Below are 14,712 nucleotides of genomic sequence, written 5' to 3' on the forward strand. Positions count from 1 at the left end.
GCCTTCCGCATTGTCGGCGGAATGCACCTCATGTGGCGCGCATCGCCGGCCGGTCGCGAAAGCTTCGCGGATGTTACCCGCCGCGGTAGCCAGACTCGCCGTCGCCCTTCGTGCTCTCGTGCTGCGGCTCCTCGTACTCCTTGTTGTCGAAGGCGCCCATGTCACCGGGTTCTGACTGGCCCGGCGACCAAGGGCCCTGCGGCCGGTCTGCCACGTCTCCTGACTGATACGGCCGCGTGCCAGCAGGAACCTCGGCGATCACGTCCTGCGGTGCTTTCGGATCATCCTTGCTCATCACGGCTTCTCGATCGGTCCTCTTTGCTCGGGAGAAGGAGCTACGGAGCGCGGGGTTCCACATCCTTCATGGCCGGGCGCTTCATCCGCGATGGAACGAGGAACTCTCGGTACGGGATTTCCAACAAGCCAGAAATTCTCGGACCGAGGGGCAATGGACCTAACTTACGCGATCGGCGACATCCACGGCTGCTACAGCCATCTTCGCGCGCTGCTCTCACGAATCGAGGAGCATCGCGAGGGTCGACCGCGCAAGCTCGTCTTTTAGGTGACTACATCGATCGCGGATCGGACAGTGCCGGCGTCATCAGCCTTCTGCGGGACCTGCACGCGAGTGATCCTGAGGACGTGGTCTGCCTGATTGGCAACCATGAGGATCTGATGATCCATGCCCACTCGGTGCCGGGCCTGCGGATCAATTGGCTGATGAACGGTGGGGCAGCGACGTTGCAGTCTTTCGGTGTTGCCGGTCCCGAAGACCTGCCGGACGACGTGGTGCGTTGGGTTGAGAGCCTGCCGACCGTCTACGAGGACGCGCAGCGCTACTACGTGCATGCCGGCTTTCGCCCCGAGGTGCCGGCGCCGGACCCGGATCAGCATGCGCGCCTCTGGATCCGCGAGCCGTTCCTCACCGAGGACCACGACTTCGGGAAGTACGTCATCCACGGTCACACACCGCTCCTTGGTGGTGAGCCGGACGTGCGTCGCTTCCGCACCAACCTCGACACAGGCTGCGTCTACGGCGGCGCATTGACAGCTGGCGCTTTCACCGACGACCGAGCGGCCGCGATCCGATTCCTGCAGGTAGGATAGCCTATGCCGCATTTGCCAACAGCGCAGACCCCCCACTGATAACATCGGAGACCCTGATGCCCATCAAGGCGCTCAACGACCGCAAGAAGCTCTCGAACGACTTCAACGAGGCCAACGACGCGTTCATAGACGAGGTGCTGAGTGCCCTCCAGTTCGGGCAGATCACCCCCGACCTTGCCCGCGCCTACCTCGCCCACCCGGTGGCCATGATGCACTCCGACGGTGCTCAGGCGGTGGCGAACTACTTCGACCGCATGCTGTCACAGCGTCCCACGATCGATTGGACGCCAGGAGAGTAGGCCGACGCTCTCGCTCTGAGTTGATAGTGTGCCTAGCGCGCGAGGGCGCTCGGACATTGACCCGCGCCCTGCGAATCGGCTCGCGCATTTCTGGCCTTCTGAGTCGCAGCAACCATGCCTGAGGAGGCCGGGTTGTCCGCTGACAGAGAGCAACTCAGACCAAGAGGCTGGCTGGTGCAAGGGCAGATCGGATGGCTGCTTTGTGCGGCATGCGTTGCCACCGCAGGGTTCTGCGGAGCCGCGCTGGCTCGTGGCGGGTCATACAAGCCCCCAGTGGACCAGGTGGCGCCAACCGGACCGGAACGTGCGCACGGCTTTGCCGGCCCACGCAACGGTTCAGGCGCACCGCGAAGTAGCCAACCGGTACGCGTGCATCGCCAACCGCAAGGCATCTATCCGGCTCCGCCGCCCTATGAACGGCCGAGGGGCTTTTCTCTGCCTCGTGGGCGAGACTCGCTGCCCATCCCGGGCCGGTTCTGAGGTGCCGATCTGGTGCCCCAGAGAGTCGGCAGCTCAGAGATGATCGAGAGATGCAGCAGGACGCCCCTGACCTTGATCGGACGGCACGCACAATCGCCGAGAATGTCTACGCAGCTTACATGCAGCAGGCTGAGGGTGGCAGCCACGCGCAGACGGAGCAGACGCTCCTGACGCGACTTGTGGAAGCAATCCGGTCTAAGGTCCCGGGAGCGACAGGCCGCGACATCATTGATGCGGCGAACGCTGCCCTGGATGCCTGGGAACAGCAGAGCGGCGAGGTCCGTGGTCCACGCGTCAGCGTCCTCAATCGTGCGGAGGGCTCGGTGAAGATGGATGTGGCTGAGGCGTGATGGTTCAGCTACCGAGCACCTGCAGGCCAAGGGCTATTTGACGGCCGATTGGCGTCACGCGGCATCACTCAAAGGGTCCCTGCATCGCGACGATGATCGCCCACCAAGCTCCCGCCGACAGTACTGTGGTGAGGCTCAAGGCGACGAGGACGGTAGGCAGGCGGGGCATAGTGCGACTCCGCTGGTTCGGTTCTCTGCCCATCATCGCGGCCCGCGGTTGACCTCCGCGCCTCCCTGATCTCTCGCCAAGCGAGAACCAAGAACCGGCACCAGATGTACAGGCGCCGGATCACGCGTCTCAGGCCCTTGGCGTCGGTGTCGCTGACGAGGGACATCCTGTACCAACGCAAGATGCCGAGTGTCGCCCTTTCGGATTATGCGGTGGTCAGGAATGGTACGCGCCCGGCGGGCGCCGAGCGCCGTGCGAGTCCATCCCATTCGTGTGGCGTGGGTACTTCGCGCTGTTGACGGCCTGACGGACCACGTCCCGGCCGATCTCCCGGGCGTTCAAGTGCTGGTGCACATGGATCTCGTTCCTTTGGTTGCGCGGCCGTAGACAGCGGGCTAGCCCGGATGAGCGTGCCAGCCTGCTTCTGGGCACTGTTTGGCGGCGTGGTCGTGCTCATCGCGCCACGGCAGGGCTCAGGGCAATCGGCTACACGGATGCAGCCTTCATGGTGATGATCGCTGCTGTGACTGCCTCAGCGGCGCTGGGGGTGTGGCAGCGCAGGTGGGATGAAAACAATATGGCCGCGGACCCATGAGAGACGGAGCCAACGCGCCTCGTTACTTCACAGGCAGGCCGGTACACCGCACAGCTTGGTCCACTTGCTGCAGGACATTCAGGGCCAGCCAGGGCTTGGCCATGAAGACGGCCTCATCTGGTAGGTCCGCGATTTGGCCGTCGACCTGACCGGAGGTCACAACGAGGCGAATGCCCGGCCAGAGGCCGCTTACAGCCTTCGCGAGTTCAACGCCGCTCATCGCACCTGCAAGCCGCACATCCGTGAAGAGCATAGCCACATCGTTGGCTCGCTCCTGCAGCAACTGTACTGCGGCCTCGCCGCTCTCGCACACGACCACATCAAGGACAGTCTCCTCAAGGAGAGCCACGGCCATATCCCGCACTTCAGGATCGTCCTCGATGATCACCACGAGCTTTGTGGGTTCGGGCGCTTCCCGCTCTCGCAGAAACTGTACAAGCTCATGCAAGCGCGTCGGCAGGTTCTCGCTTGGAAGCTTGCAGGTGTCAGCCAACCCATGTGCGACGCCATGAGTAATAGCTCCAATGGGATCTGAACGAGGGGGCAGCAGAGTGCTGACTGGGCGCATCGATCCTCCTTCAGATGGTGAGGCCCTCCTCACGCATCGGACTTGAGCTTAATCCATGTTGTGTTTCGCTCCAGAGAATGGCGCGAATGGCGAAGAGTTTCAGCTTGGCCGGAGCAAAATTCAGATCTCCGGTAAGTTGCCATCAACTCAGTTGCGCATCAATCAGGTGCATGCTTGCAAAATGGTGCGAGATGCAGGGTGCGCCAACTGAGTTGCTGTGTGAGGCAACATCTAGAGCAATCGGGGTCGTAGATACCTTCCCCAATAACACCAATCTGCACCGCAGCCTCACGGCTCGCGGGGCTTCCGGTCCTGGATACGACATTTCCGCTGAGCACCGCGGTCGCTCTTTCTGCAGGAACGTCTACTGGAGTGCGCGCCTCCGAATGCGTACAGACACACCAACGTTAACGTTTTGTTAACCATTAGGAACACAGCTTCGGCCTGCTCAGCAATTGGAGAGATCGACAGACGAGGAGATCTCATGTCAGGCCGCCAAGCTGAAAGGCAAGACGAAGAGCGCGTATACCGAGCTTATTGGATCGGACCAAGCGGACGCTTTACATCCGCCAAGATTATTCAAGCTCGAAATGACGATCAGGCTATACGCTTCTGCAAAGACTTAGCTCAAAATTGTGAGGTCGAACTGTGGGAACGCGCGCGTTTTCTGCGCCGGATCGAGCCGAATATTACCACAGCATAGACACTTTCTACAGTGCATTGGCTGCTAGACAGCTCTCTCGCTTTCCCGATGCTGCGGAAGCTCTCAGCAGCGTTGACCATCGCTCGATCTGACACGTGGCCAATGAGCCACGCCGAACCTTGGCGCGAAAGAGGCTGGCATGACCATCACAGTTCTCAATCCGCTGACAGGCAAGCCAGTGACAATCCCGAAGCCGAAACCGAGAAGCTGGCGGCGGTAGAGGCCGCTGTACACATCACCGCCTCCGCATGCACCGCCGAGTGGGCGAGACGAGCAGGTGCTGACTCAATGCGCGGCTGACAGTTGTTAATGCCCGCTTCGGCGGCGTCTGCGACTGACGTAGGATGAACCTGGAGGATGGTCGCTTCTATCGCACGCGCGACAATCGCGTCGCTGGCCCAATGGCACGCCGGCTTGGCCGCACGTTTCGCTGGGAAGGGGCCATCGACGGCACCGAAGGCAGCCACAACTGGACTGATGGGGACCATTACCTCCCGAGTGGCGCGCACCACATCTGGGACTTGGCGGACGTTGCGCACAAAGCCGCCAACAAGGCCATCGATCAGATGACGCTGGCGGACTACCGGCGCGGCGTGGCTAGGCTGCGCGGGACGCTCTGAACCTCGCCACTCAAGACCATCGCGGCAGCGCGATCCGGCATAGTCATCGACGCACGCTCAGGACAGGGATCCGTCAGCGGCGGCCCTGCCCGGCATAGGCTTCGTGTCGCGCTCCGTGGCTTCCAAGGCGGCTTCCCGAGCCTTCTCCTCGCTTCGGTAGGCTCGGTCCGATCGCTCGATCAGCTTACCACTCCGACGAAGTAGCCATGCGAAGTGGCCCTCCGGCTTCGTGAGGGGCTCGACCTCGATGCTGTAGGGGTGCGGTACGTCGTTGCTCATGGCTACGCTGGCCCGCCGGTCAGACAGACTTGCGGGAGTTGGCGGCACGACCAACCATCCCCGCTCTTCCTGCGTTCGTTCCCAACCGATTGCCGGCCCTGGCCATGGGGCGCAGCATTGTCGGGCGCCGTGGCGCGACCGCGGTGGCAGGCACCGGCCGCGCACGTTTCAACCGTCAAAAGCGATGTGCGGTCGGTGATCCGCCGGCCGCATGCAAGGCGTCCCGCGAGGTGGGGAGCTTGGCAATCATGGTTCGATCCGTCGATGCGAAGGAGACGAGCCCGCGTCTCTACGTGATGAAGATCTCGCATTACTGCGAGCGGGCACGCTGGGGCCTCGATTACCAAGGCATCCGCTACGATGAACAGGCGTGGGCGCCTGCCCTCCACGTGCCGCTCGCCCGTCGTCTCGCCAAGCAGACGAATGTCCCCATCCTCGTGGCCGGCGAGCGGGTCGTGCAGGGCAGTGGCGCCATCCTGTCCTGGGCCGGCCTCAACGATGGCGACACGGCGATGGAGCGCCGCTTCGAGACTGTGATCGGTCCCCTCATCCGCGCGTACGTCTATGCGGGGACGCTTCACGATCCGCGCTCCGGCGTCCGTGAGGTGTTGCTGCACGGCGTCTCGCCCTTGCAGGCCGCCCTTGGTCGCGCGGGCTGGCCTGTAATCCGCCGATTGATGGCGAACAGGATGGGGATACGGCCGGAGCGCCTGCCCGACCTTGCGCGACGGATCGAGAGTGAACTCGATTGGGCCGATGCGCTGGTGGAGGATGGCGCCCCGCTCAGCCGCGGCTTCGGGCGCACTGCGATCACCGCGGCCAGCATACTAGCGCCTTTGGCGCGACCAGACGCGCTTCCACTCTATAGGCAGGTGCGCCTTCAACCCGAGATGGAACGTGCCTTCGAGCGCTGGAGCGCGCGGCCTGCTTTGCGCTGGGTGCTGAACACGTATGCTCAGCACCGGCATTGTTCAGGCCAGCAGTCTGACTTGCACGATCCATAACGAGCAACCTCCAAGCGGCGCCGCGGCCCTTCCAAGGTCGGATCGAGCACGTTCATAAGGTGGGCAGTCGATCTCGCGATGAGGCGAGGTGGTCCGGGCCTGCAGCGTCACAATTTCCTGGTTGGTGTTGTGCCCCTTTCACCTGGAAGCAGAGCGACCGTGGGTTCTGCTGCTGGCCCTCAGGTCACAACGGCAATCTGCGGGCAGTCCGGCATCACTGCTGATGCCGGACCTCGTAGCGTAAATGATGTGGGCGACCACAGACTCAAGCTGTTGCGGACCATCAAGCGGGATAGCTCGAGGCCGTCCCGCTACTCGATCCAAGATCCCGCTTTCAACCGCCCATTGTCTTCCGGGGGCGAACATTGCCAGCGGCCTGTGGATCTGTGCCGAAGCGAGAGCGATAGTCGTGCGGCGTGATCGCGAGCAGACGCAAGAAGCTCCGGCGCATGGTCTCCTCGGACCCAAATCCGCAACGCTGAGCGATCCGCTTAACCGGATGTCGGGTCTCCGCAAGCATCTGGCGTGCGGCCTCAACCCTCAGGCGCTCGGCAGCGCGGGCCGGCGTCACCCCGGTCTCCTCCAGATAGCGCCGGCTGAAGCTGCGTTCGCTCATGCCCGCTTCTGCGGCCAGGACCGGTAGCGATAGGTCAGCGCCGATATTCGCCCGCATCCAGCGATGCAGCGCGCCGAAGCGGTCCCCGGCCGTCTGCAGCGACAAGGCCGCGCTGAACTGTGCTTGGCCACCGGGACGTTTCAGGAAGACGACGAGATAGCGGGCCACCGCCAAGGCCGTCTCGCGACCGAGGTCCTCCTCGACGAGCGCCAACGCCAAGTCGATGCCGGCGGTTACCCCGGCCGAGGTCCAGACTGCATCGTCGTGTAGGAAGATCGGGTCCGCCTCGACCCGCACCGCCGGGAAACGGCGGGCAAACTCTTCACAGTAGGACCAGTGAGTGACGGCGCGCCGGCCGTCCAGTGCGCCGGAGGCCGCCAGGATGAAAGCGCCGGTGCAGACGGAGGCAACGCGTCGTGAGTGTTCCGCCCGCCTGCGCAGCCAATCGATCAACTCGCAATCGGCGGCTGCCGCTTCGACGCCGGGCCCTCCGGCGATGATCAGCGTATCGACTCCCCCACGCACCGGCACCAGAGGCTCCGTCGCGAGCGCCAAGCCGGCAGAGGACGTGACACTTCCGCCATCCTTCGCGACAACTTGTAGACGGTAAGGCGGGACGCCCCCGAACCGGGCAACGTGCTCGTTGGCGGAGGCGAAGACCTGGAGCGGTCCGGTGACGTCAAGCACTTGCACGCCAGGGAAGGCGAGCACCTCCACGGGCCGAAGCTGCATTGGCGGGAAACGAGGGTGATTTGGCATTTGCGCCAGAGTCTGCCGCTGTAATCTCCGGCTGTCCATCGGAGGCAATGATGATCCCGCCCGATAAGCACCTGGAAATCGGCTCGCTCCTCTTCGAAGGCGTCGACCAGATCGATCTCACCGGCCCGTTCGAAGTGCTGTCGCGCATTCCGAACTCGACCTACCGCATCTACGGCAAGACGGCTGAGCCCGTTCGTGACGTTCGGGGTCTTAGACTGACACCGGATGCGGCCATCGGCGAAGCCCCACAGCTCGACGTGCTGCATGTGCCCGGCGGCTTTGGGCAGGAGGATCTGATGGAGGACGAGGCCGTCCTCCGTTGGCTCCGACACCAGGCTGCCGGCGCAAGGAGCGTCTTTTCAGTTTGTACCGGCGCCCTGCTCTGTGGAGCCGCCGGCCTCCTGAGGGGCCGCCGAGCCACGACCCACTGGGCGTCATTTGACCTGCTCCCCTACTTTGGCGCGATCCCAATCAACGAGCGGGTCGTCGTTGACGGCACGTGGGTGTTCGCGGCGGGCGTGACAGCCGGGATAGACGGAGCCCTGCGCCTCGCGGCGGAGCTGCGCGGTGAGGATGCGGCGAAGGCCATCCAGCTCTACATGGCCTACGCCCCCGAACCGCCGTTCGACAGCGGCACACCGGAGAGGGCACCTCCTACCATCCTCGAACAGGCACGCGCCTCGGTCGCTGGGATCACAAAACGGCGCGAGGCCACCGCGCGTCGCGCCGCCGCCAAGCTCGGCGTGAAGTCCTAGGCCGCGGCAGCGCATCGCCTTCCGGTCATTGCGCCTTCGCTCGAACGGCACACTCAAAACGAAGCGGGACGGGGGTCCTTCACCCCGTCCCATCCCGACGCAGGTCCGACCGAGGGTCAGCGACCGGAGCAAACCTCCTCTGATGCACCGAACATGATCCTCCGACGCATCTCCCGGAATGTGCCCTCCGCTCCATTCTCCTCGGTAACGAGCGAGACGGCTATGGCGACGAGGAAGGACAGGGGCATGCTGATGAGGGCTGGGTTCTTCATCGGGACGAACCACCAGGCTTGGGACACTTCTGCGAGGCTTCGTCCCAGCACGTCCACCTGAACCGTGGGCGAGAGGCAGATCAGCAGGAGTGAGGAGAACGTCCCGACTAGGATGCTGGCGACTGCCGCTGAGGTCGTGAACCGCTTCCAGGTGATAGACAGCAGCAGGGCTGGGAAATTGGCGGCTGCAGCCACGGCGAACGCCAGACCCGCCATGAACGCGACGTTCTGCCCTTCGAACACGATTCCGAGAAACACCGCCAGGACGGCGATGGCGACCGTCGCGATCCGGGCGACGGTGAGTTGCTCGCACTCCGGCGCATGGCCGCTGCGGACCACGTTGACCCAGAGATCGTGGCAGACTGTGGCCACCCCGGAAAGCGTCAGCCCGGCGACAACCGCGAGCATCGTCGCGAAGGCGACCGCACAGATGAAGCCGAAGAATCCGTTGCCACCAACCGTGAGGGCGAGAAGCGGGGCCGCCATATTGCCGCCGCCGCCGGCTTTGATCACCGCCTCGGGCCCGACGAGGACCATCGCTCCAAAGCCGATCACGAAGACCAGGAGGTGGAACGAGCCGATGATACCGGTGGCGTAGAGGATTGACATCCGAGCCTCCTTCACATCTGGAACCGTGAAGGCGCGCATTAGGATGTGGGGCAACGCGGCGGTTCCGAACATCAGCCCGACGCCGAGCGAGATCGCGTCCCAGCCGCTTCCCGCAACCTTCGACCCAGGCTGAAGGACACGCTCGCCGTACTTGTCCGCCGCTGCCGAGAAGAGCTTCAGCGGGTTCATGTCGAAGTGCGCCAGCACCAGGACCGCCAAGATTAGGCCGCCAAGGGACAGGAGAACAGCCTTGATAACTTGGACCCAAGTGGTCGCCAGCATACCGCCGAAAATCACGTAGGTGAGCATGGCCGTCCCGACTACGATGACCGACGCCGCGTAGGGCAAGCCGAAGAGAAGTTTGATCAGCGAGCCCGTCGCGACCATCTGGGCGATCAGGTAGAGCAGGATGACGGTCAGTGTCCCAATGGCGGCGGCCATGCGCACAGGGCGTTGCCGCAAGCGGTAGGCGACGACGTCGGCGAAGGTGAACTTTCCGAGGTTACGCAGCGGCTCGACGATCAGGAGCGAGATGATCGGCCAACCCACCAGGAAGCCAATGGAGTAAATCAGTCCGTCAAATCCGTTCGACGTGATGATGCCGGCGATGCCCAAGAGCGCGGCCGCGCTGAGGAAGTCACCCGCGAGCGCCCAGCCGTTCTGCCAAGCTGTGATCTGGCCGCCTGCGGCGAAGAACTGTTCCGTGGTGCGCGTTCGCCTCGCGGCCCAGTAGGTGATGCCGAGCGTTAGCGCCATGAAGACGAAGAAGAACGTCACGGCTAGTGGGTTGTTCGCTGCCTGCATTTCCCCCTCCTCAATTCATGATGCGGCGCACGGCCGGGTCGTAGAAGCGATTCGCCCAGACCACGTAGACGAGGCAGAGTACAAACGACCCAACGACAACCCCCGCGCCGAGCAGGATGCAGAGGGACAAGCCAGGCGCCAAGATCATTCCCATTGTGGGCTTGGCGAATGCGAACATGGTCATGAATCCAAAGTACATCGCGATCATAACGACGCTCAAAGCCGCTGCGACCCGCGATTTTCTTCTTGAGAGCTTCGCAAAATCATCGCTGTCCTCATGAGGGACTACTCTGTCCGGTGAAAGCATGCTGCACCTCCGTCTATCGGCGTGTGGTCTGGCGAACTACCTTCAAGAGGCCGCAGCCTCCGAAACCGGCGCAGCATCACCTTCAGGACTCGCCGCGCCCGAACACCCTTAGTGGCCGACGCGCCGAGGCGGCTCGACCGCAGTTTCTCCAAGGCCGGACTGCGCGGTAGCGGCACCTAGGCCGAAGGCATCAGAGCCACCAACACGGTCGGTGGAGTACCCCGTGGGTTGGGCCGCGTCGAAGCTGACCGGCTCCCGCGGCGTGCGGTCGACGTTGAGTTGAAAGATGTCGAACCGGTTGTAGTAGCCGACCACGTCGTGGAACTGCTTGGGCTCCACGCAGGTGGCGACGTCGATTTCGGCGTAGACGATCTTCTCATCCCTTGGTGAGGCTCCACAACATGCGAGCCGGTGGGATCAAGGACCATGGACACGCCAGCGGGGGTCCGCTCGACGATGTTGGCGAGAGCGGCGTCGCCGTCACAGAGGATCGCCTTGGCGGCCTCGTCGAGAACGGCGGAGCAGACGATGTTGAACACCTTGGCCTCAAAGGCGTGTGCTCCGGCCCGGATCTCGATGGCCCGCTTCAGGTCGTAGGCAGCGCTCTCACCCGGCGGGCGGGTAGGCCACGAAGGCGGGTAGGTCGAGATGTGGACCTGCTCGCCCTGCGCCATCAGCGCGTAGCGGGCCAGGGGGTTGGTGTTCTCGCCGCAGATCAGCATGCCGACCCGGCCGATTTCGGTGGGGGTCACGCGCAGACCGCGGGCATCGCCGTTTGCCCAGATAAGCTTCTCGTAGAAGGTCGGCACGAGCTTGCGATGGTGGTTGAGGATGGCGCCGTCCCGCCCGATCAGCACGTTCGAGTTCCACAAGCAACCGACGCTGGCATCGGTGCCCTCGCTGAAGCCCAGCGAGACGAGCACGCCGTGCCGGCGCGCCGCGGCGCGCACCGCGCCGATCTCGGGTCCATCGAGTCGAACGGACTGGGCCGCTAGGCGCTTGAACAGGTCGTGATTGTGGATCGGCGCGCGCAGGGCTACCCACAGGGGGAAGCCCGGCATATAGCCCTCGGGGAAGACCACTAGCGAGGCACCCGCACGAGCCGCCTCGCTGATCAGCGCCACCGCCTTTTCGGCCGTAGCGGTACTGTCTAGGAATACCGGAGCAACGTGACACGCGGCAGCCTTGAACTGCGGATACTGTACGGACATCTATGCGGCTCCAAGATCGGGATGCCGCATTTGCAGCAGAGGCCGCCGGCTTCGCGAAGATGGAAAATCCGCAATGGCCGCTGCAATCGTGCCGCCGCATGCTCAAAATTGGTTCAAGTAGTCTGCCTCTTGGGTGAACAGGTCGGCCAGGAAGCGGGTCACTGCTCGAACGCGGCCGACATGCTCGATGTCTTCATGGACGCCGAGGTAGAGCTCGCGTCGTACGACGACGTCGTCGGGCAATATGGGCACGAGGGCCGGGTTCGTCTTGGCCGAGAAAAGCGGCAACAGGGCGATTCCGGCACCGGTCGCCGCGGCGGTCTGCTGGGCCGCCATGCTGGTCGACCGGAAGACCACGTTCGTCGGCCGCAGGACTTCGAGGAGCCAATGCACCGGCTCGATAGCCACGAGGTCGTCGACATAGTCCACGAAGTCGTGATCCTGCAGATCGGCGCGTGTCTCCGGTCGACCGCGTCGGGTTAGGTAGCGTTTGGAGGCGAACAGGGCTAGGCGGAACTCGCCGACCCGCCGCACCTTGAGGCGCGGACCTTGAGGAGGCACAAAGGATACCGAGATGTCTGCCTCGCGCTTGGTCAGGTTGATCAGGTGCCGCTCGGTGACGAGCTCGACGACGATGCCGGGCGCAGTCGCGGCGAACTCGCTAAACTTGGCCGAAAGATAGAAGGCGGCGATTCCTTCCATGCTGGCGACTCGCACACGTCCCGCGGGCTGGGCTGCGTCCTGTAAGCCGAGCGCCTCCGGCACGCAGAGCATCTTCTGCTCGATGGCCTCAGCGATCACGAAGAGCTTATGACCGGCCTCGGACAGCAGGAAGCCGTCGGAACAGCGTTGAAAGAGCTTTGTGTCGAGCCCCCGCTCCAACTCGGCGATGCGCCGGCTGACTGTCGTGTTGTCGACCTTGAGCCGACGCGCGGCCGGCATCAGCCGACCATGCCGGGCGAGTTCAAGGAAATAGGTGAGGTCGTTCCAATCGAACATGCAGTGCTCTGACGCGACGCACGATCCGAACGTAGCCCTTCCGTTTGCGCGGTGGAAGCAATCGTCGGGGAGCTGGCCTAGCTCGGGGAGGCCTGTGTTCCCCATCGCCGGCCGAGCTACATCGGCGCTCGCTCCCCGCGACCTCAGCGCCACGCTTCGACAAGTCTGGAATGGCGCCGGCTAAAGCTGTTCCCGTTCAAGTAGCGGCGGCCAAGTCTTGGGCATCGAGGAACCGTCGGCACTCGGCAAAGCTCGACTCAACCGCAGGTGGGCATGGAATGCCGCGCTGCTGGGCCAGGCTCTGGGCGTAGCGCAGCATCGCCGGGGTAGGGGCCCGCTCCTCGCCCTGGTGCCCAACGCCAACCCTCTGAGGGCTCTGAGAGGTGCGTGGTCCGGCGTGCGCGTCGAGGAAAGCCCGAGAGATGCCGCCGCCGGCGCAGATCGAGGCGACGCCGAACTCAGTACGGAAGGCTCGGCTGCATGGATGCGCGCCGTTCCCGGGAGGAATGGTTCGGTGTAGCTCTCCGCGAACCTGTCTCGCCAGGGGCCCGCCGTCGGAACAGGCGAGAGGGAGCCTACCTGCAGAGCGAGGCCGTGCTCTGCTCCAGATCCAGTTCCTTCCGGGTCGTCGCCAGATCGCCCGAGACGACGCAATCCGGGTTCGCCGTGAGTAGATCCACATTCGCCTGCAGGGCCGCGATCCGGCGCTTTACGGCCTCGCAGAACGCGGGCGAGAGACCGGCGCCGCTCCCCTTCCTGTTCGCCTTCTCGAGTTCACGCGACATCGCCGACTGCGCGTCGGTCGCAGCCTTCTGGCTGCGCTCCTTCTTCTTCATGTTGCTGGGGCTGCAGTCCTCGCCCGGAGCCGCCGACGATGGCTGCGGCGTGAGCAGCCAAAGTGCCACGACGGCGAGTCCGATGCCCGACCTGTAACTTCCCATCGCGAAGCGCCTCCTGACCTGGCACTACGAAGGGCCAGCATTATCAACGGTGAAGGACGGGAGCGGCCAAGGAAATCCCACCACGGCACGCATCCTGTTTGAAGGATGCACCACCTCAGCGAACTACCGCACAGCCACCGCAGCCTTGATGATCTCGAAGTCCGACTTCTTGAGGACGCGCCTGTTCACGAGATTCTCCGGCGAGCTGTAGGGCCGGAACGCGACGATCCTGCGTCCGATCATGCCGGCGCCCAGGGTGTTCAGTTCCTCAACCGTGGCTGTGTTGAGGTCGATTCCGGTTCCAGAGGCTGCTGGCTCAGCGGCTGCCGACGCTGGAGCTGAGTCCACATCTGCGCTGTCGGCTGGGGCACTAGCGTGCGGCTTCTGGGTTGGCGGTAGTTCGGACGCAGCACGCTCAGCTGCTGCAGGCTCAACTGTTACGGCAGGGGGTGCCGCTTCAGCCGACGGAAGCGCCGCGGCTACCGCTTCGTTCTGGGCCGGCCTGCTGGGGCGCTGCACCGACCCGCCCAGCGGACCCGGGTACACCGTACGTACGGGATCTCCGTCCGGATCCGTAGTGGTGTGCTGTTGCGTGGAGAGGTGAGCGACCGGCGCTGGCGGCTTGTCCCGGTCTGCCTGAGACCGAGAGCCGTACGAGACCCAGAGGCCAGTTCCCACCGCCGAGAACGCAACAAGAGCGGCAGAGATGAACAGCGTGGATCGACGCGTGATCTCGATTGCTCCTTCCTGAAGACACCGACTACTGCCGGGCGGTCGTGGCGGCTTCGAGGCGAAAGCTGCGAGCGGCAAGTCGGTCCAAAACACTCTGCAAATCCGAAGCAGCTAGATCATGATGATGCTCTGGAAGTTGTTCGCCTTCAGATCACAGGTGTAAAACGAGATCAGCTCGTTTAGTCATTCCTCGTGACGATCAGCTGGTGTCCAATGGTGAGCGGGGCGAGGACCGAAGGTCCGAGGCCCAAGCTTACCGCGGGCAACTGTGGGTAGTCTTGTCTCGCTTCACTGCACGCCTCGCGCCTTCGGCGCTCGGCACTGCGACGTCTATCTCAATGAGATAGGGTGGTACGCGGCAGTCAACCTGTGAGCGGGACGAGGACCGAAGGTCCGAGGCCAAGGCTTACTCGCGTATCACTCCTACCTGCCCAGTCATATCGGTGTCGTCTCACCCGATCCCTCGCGACTTCGTCGCTCGGCAATCCTCAAATCCGTTCACATGTGATGGGAGTCCGGTTCACTAGTGAAGG

General features: G+C 63.7%; 13 protein-coding genes and 2 pseudogenes. 6 read left to right on the forward strand and 9 right to left on the reverse strand.

Annotated elements, in window-relative coordinates; translation table 11 throughout:
• Positions 1–73: 73 nt before the first annotated feature.
• Complete coding sequence (locus DK389_RS32260; RefSeq protein ID WP_162560594.1) at positions 74–295, reverse strand: hypothetical protein; 222 nt, start codon at positions 293–295, stop codon at positions 74–76.
• Positions 296–448: 153 nt separating this feature from the next.
• Between DK389_RS32260 and DK389_RS09795 the strand changes: the two are divergent.
• From DK389_RS09795 to DK389_RS09805, 3 genes and pseudogenes are all read left to right on the forward strand, one after another.
• Positions 449–1,107: pseudogene (locus DK389_RS09795) on the forward strand (metallophosphoesterase family protein).
• A 56-nt stretch (positions 1,108–1,163) separates the two neighbouring features.
• Positions 1,164–1,406, forward strand: a complete 243-nt coding sequence (locus DK389_RS09800) for a hypothetical protein (RefSeq protein WP_109889198.1) — start codon at positions 1,164–1,166, stop codon at positions 1,404–1,406.
• Positions 1,407–1,936: 530 nt separating this feature from the next.
• Positions 1,937–2,236: a hypothetical protein gene (locus tag DK389_RS09805; protein WP_109889200.1), complete on the forward strand. Its 300-nt coding sequence runs from the start codon at positions 1,937–1,939 to the stop codon at positions 2,234–2,236.
• Between the two features lie 786 nt (positions 2,237–3,022).
• On the opposite strand, the gene DK389_RS09810 is transcribed toward DK389_RS09805, so the two are convergent.
• Positions 3,023–3,568: a response regulator gene (locus DK389_RS09810; protein ID WP_109889202.1), complete on the reverse strand. Its 546-nt coding sequence runs from the start codon at positions 3,566–3,568 to the stop codon at positions 3,023–3,025.
• 1,047 nt (positions 3,569–4,615) lie between these two features.
• On the opposite strand from DK389_RS09810, the gene DK389_RS09815 reads away from it, so the two are divergent.
• Complete coding sequence (locus DK389_RS09815; RefSeq protein ID WP_162560595.1) at positions 4,616–4,891, forward strand: hypothetical protein; 276 nt, start codon at positions 4,616–4,618, stop codon at positions 4,889–4,891.
• Between the two features lie 57 nt (positions 4,892–4,948).
• Here the strand turns inward: DK389_RS09815 and DK389_RS09820 are convergent, their stop codons facing one another.
• On the reverse strand, positions 4,949–5,170 hold the full coding sequence (locus DK389_RS09820; protein WP_109889206.1) for a hypothetical protein: 222 nt from the start codon (positions 5,168–5,170) through the stop codon (positions 4,949–4,951).
• A 104-nt stretch (positions 5,171–5,274) separates the two neighbouring features.
• Here DK389_RS09820 and DK389_RS09825 point away from each other — a divergent pair, with 104 nt between their 5' ends.
• Complete coding sequence (locus tag DK389_RS09825; protein WP_109889208.1) at positions 5,275–6,174, forward strand: glutathione S-transferase N-terminal domain-containing protein; 900 nt, start codon at positions 5,275–5,277, stop codon at positions 6,172–6,174.
• Between the two features lie 334 nt (positions 6,175–6,508).
• Here DK389_RS09825 and DK389_RS09830 read toward each other — a convergent pair whose 3' ends face one another.
• Positions 6,509–7,549, reverse strand: a complete 1,041-nt coding sequence (locus tag DK389_RS09830) for a GlxA family transcriptional regulator (protein ID WP_109896217.1) — start codon at positions 7,547–7,549, stop codon at positions 6,509–6,511.
• 50 nt (positions 7,550–7,599) lie between these two features.
• Here DK389_RS09830 and DK389_RS09835 point away from each other — a divergent pair, with 50 nt between their 5' ends.
• Positions 7,600–8,304, forward strand: a complete 705-nt coding sequence (locus tag DK389_RS09835) for a DJ-1/PfpI family protein (RefSeq protein WP_109896219.1) — start codon at positions 7,600–7,602, stop codon at positions 8,302–8,304.
• 116 nt (positions 8,305–8,420) lie between these two features.
• On the opposite strand, the gene DK389_RS09840 is transcribed toward DK389_RS09835, so the two are convergent.
• The 5 genes and pseudogenes from DK389_RS09840 to DK389_RS09860 form a co-directional block, all read right to left on the reverse strand.
• Positions 8,421–9,989: a solute symporter family protein gene (locus DK389_RS09840; protein ID WP_109889210.1), complete on the reverse strand. Its 1,569-nt coding sequence runs from the start codon at positions 9,987–9,989 to the stop codon at positions 8,421–8,423.
• A 10-nt stretch (positions 9,990–9,999) separates the two neighbouring features.
• Positions 10,000–10,296: a DUF485 domain-containing protein gene (locus tag DK389_RS09845; protein WP_109889212.1), complete on the reverse strand. Its 297-nt coding sequence runs from the start codon at positions 10,294–10,296 to the stop codon at positions 10,000–10,002.
• Positions 10,297–10,404: 108 nt separating this feature from the next.
• A pseudogene (locus DK389_RS09850) lies at positions 10,405–11,507 on the reverse strand (carbon-nitrogen hydrolase family protein).
• 102 nt (positions 11,508–11,609) lie between these two features.
• The gene (locus DK389_RS09855) at positions 11,610–12,506 is read right to left on the reverse strand and encodes a LysR family transcriptional regulator (protein ID WP_109889214.1); all 897 of its coding nucleotides are present in this window, start codon (positions 12,504–12,506) and stop codon (positions 11,610–11,612) included.
• A gap of 575 nt (positions 12,507–13,081) precedes the next feature.
• Entirely contained in the window at positions 13,082–13,447 is a 366-nt protein-coding gene (locus DK389_RS09860) for a hypothetical protein (RefSeq protein WP_109889216.1), read from the reverse strand.
• Positions 13,448–14,712: the final 1,265 nt, after the last annotated feature.

Origin of the sequence: Methylobacterium durans, from assembly GCF_003173715.1 — a bacterium.
Classification (GTDB): Bacteria; Pseudomonadota; Alphaproteobacteria; order Rhizobiales; family Beijerinckiaceae; genus Methylobacterium; species Methylobacterium durans.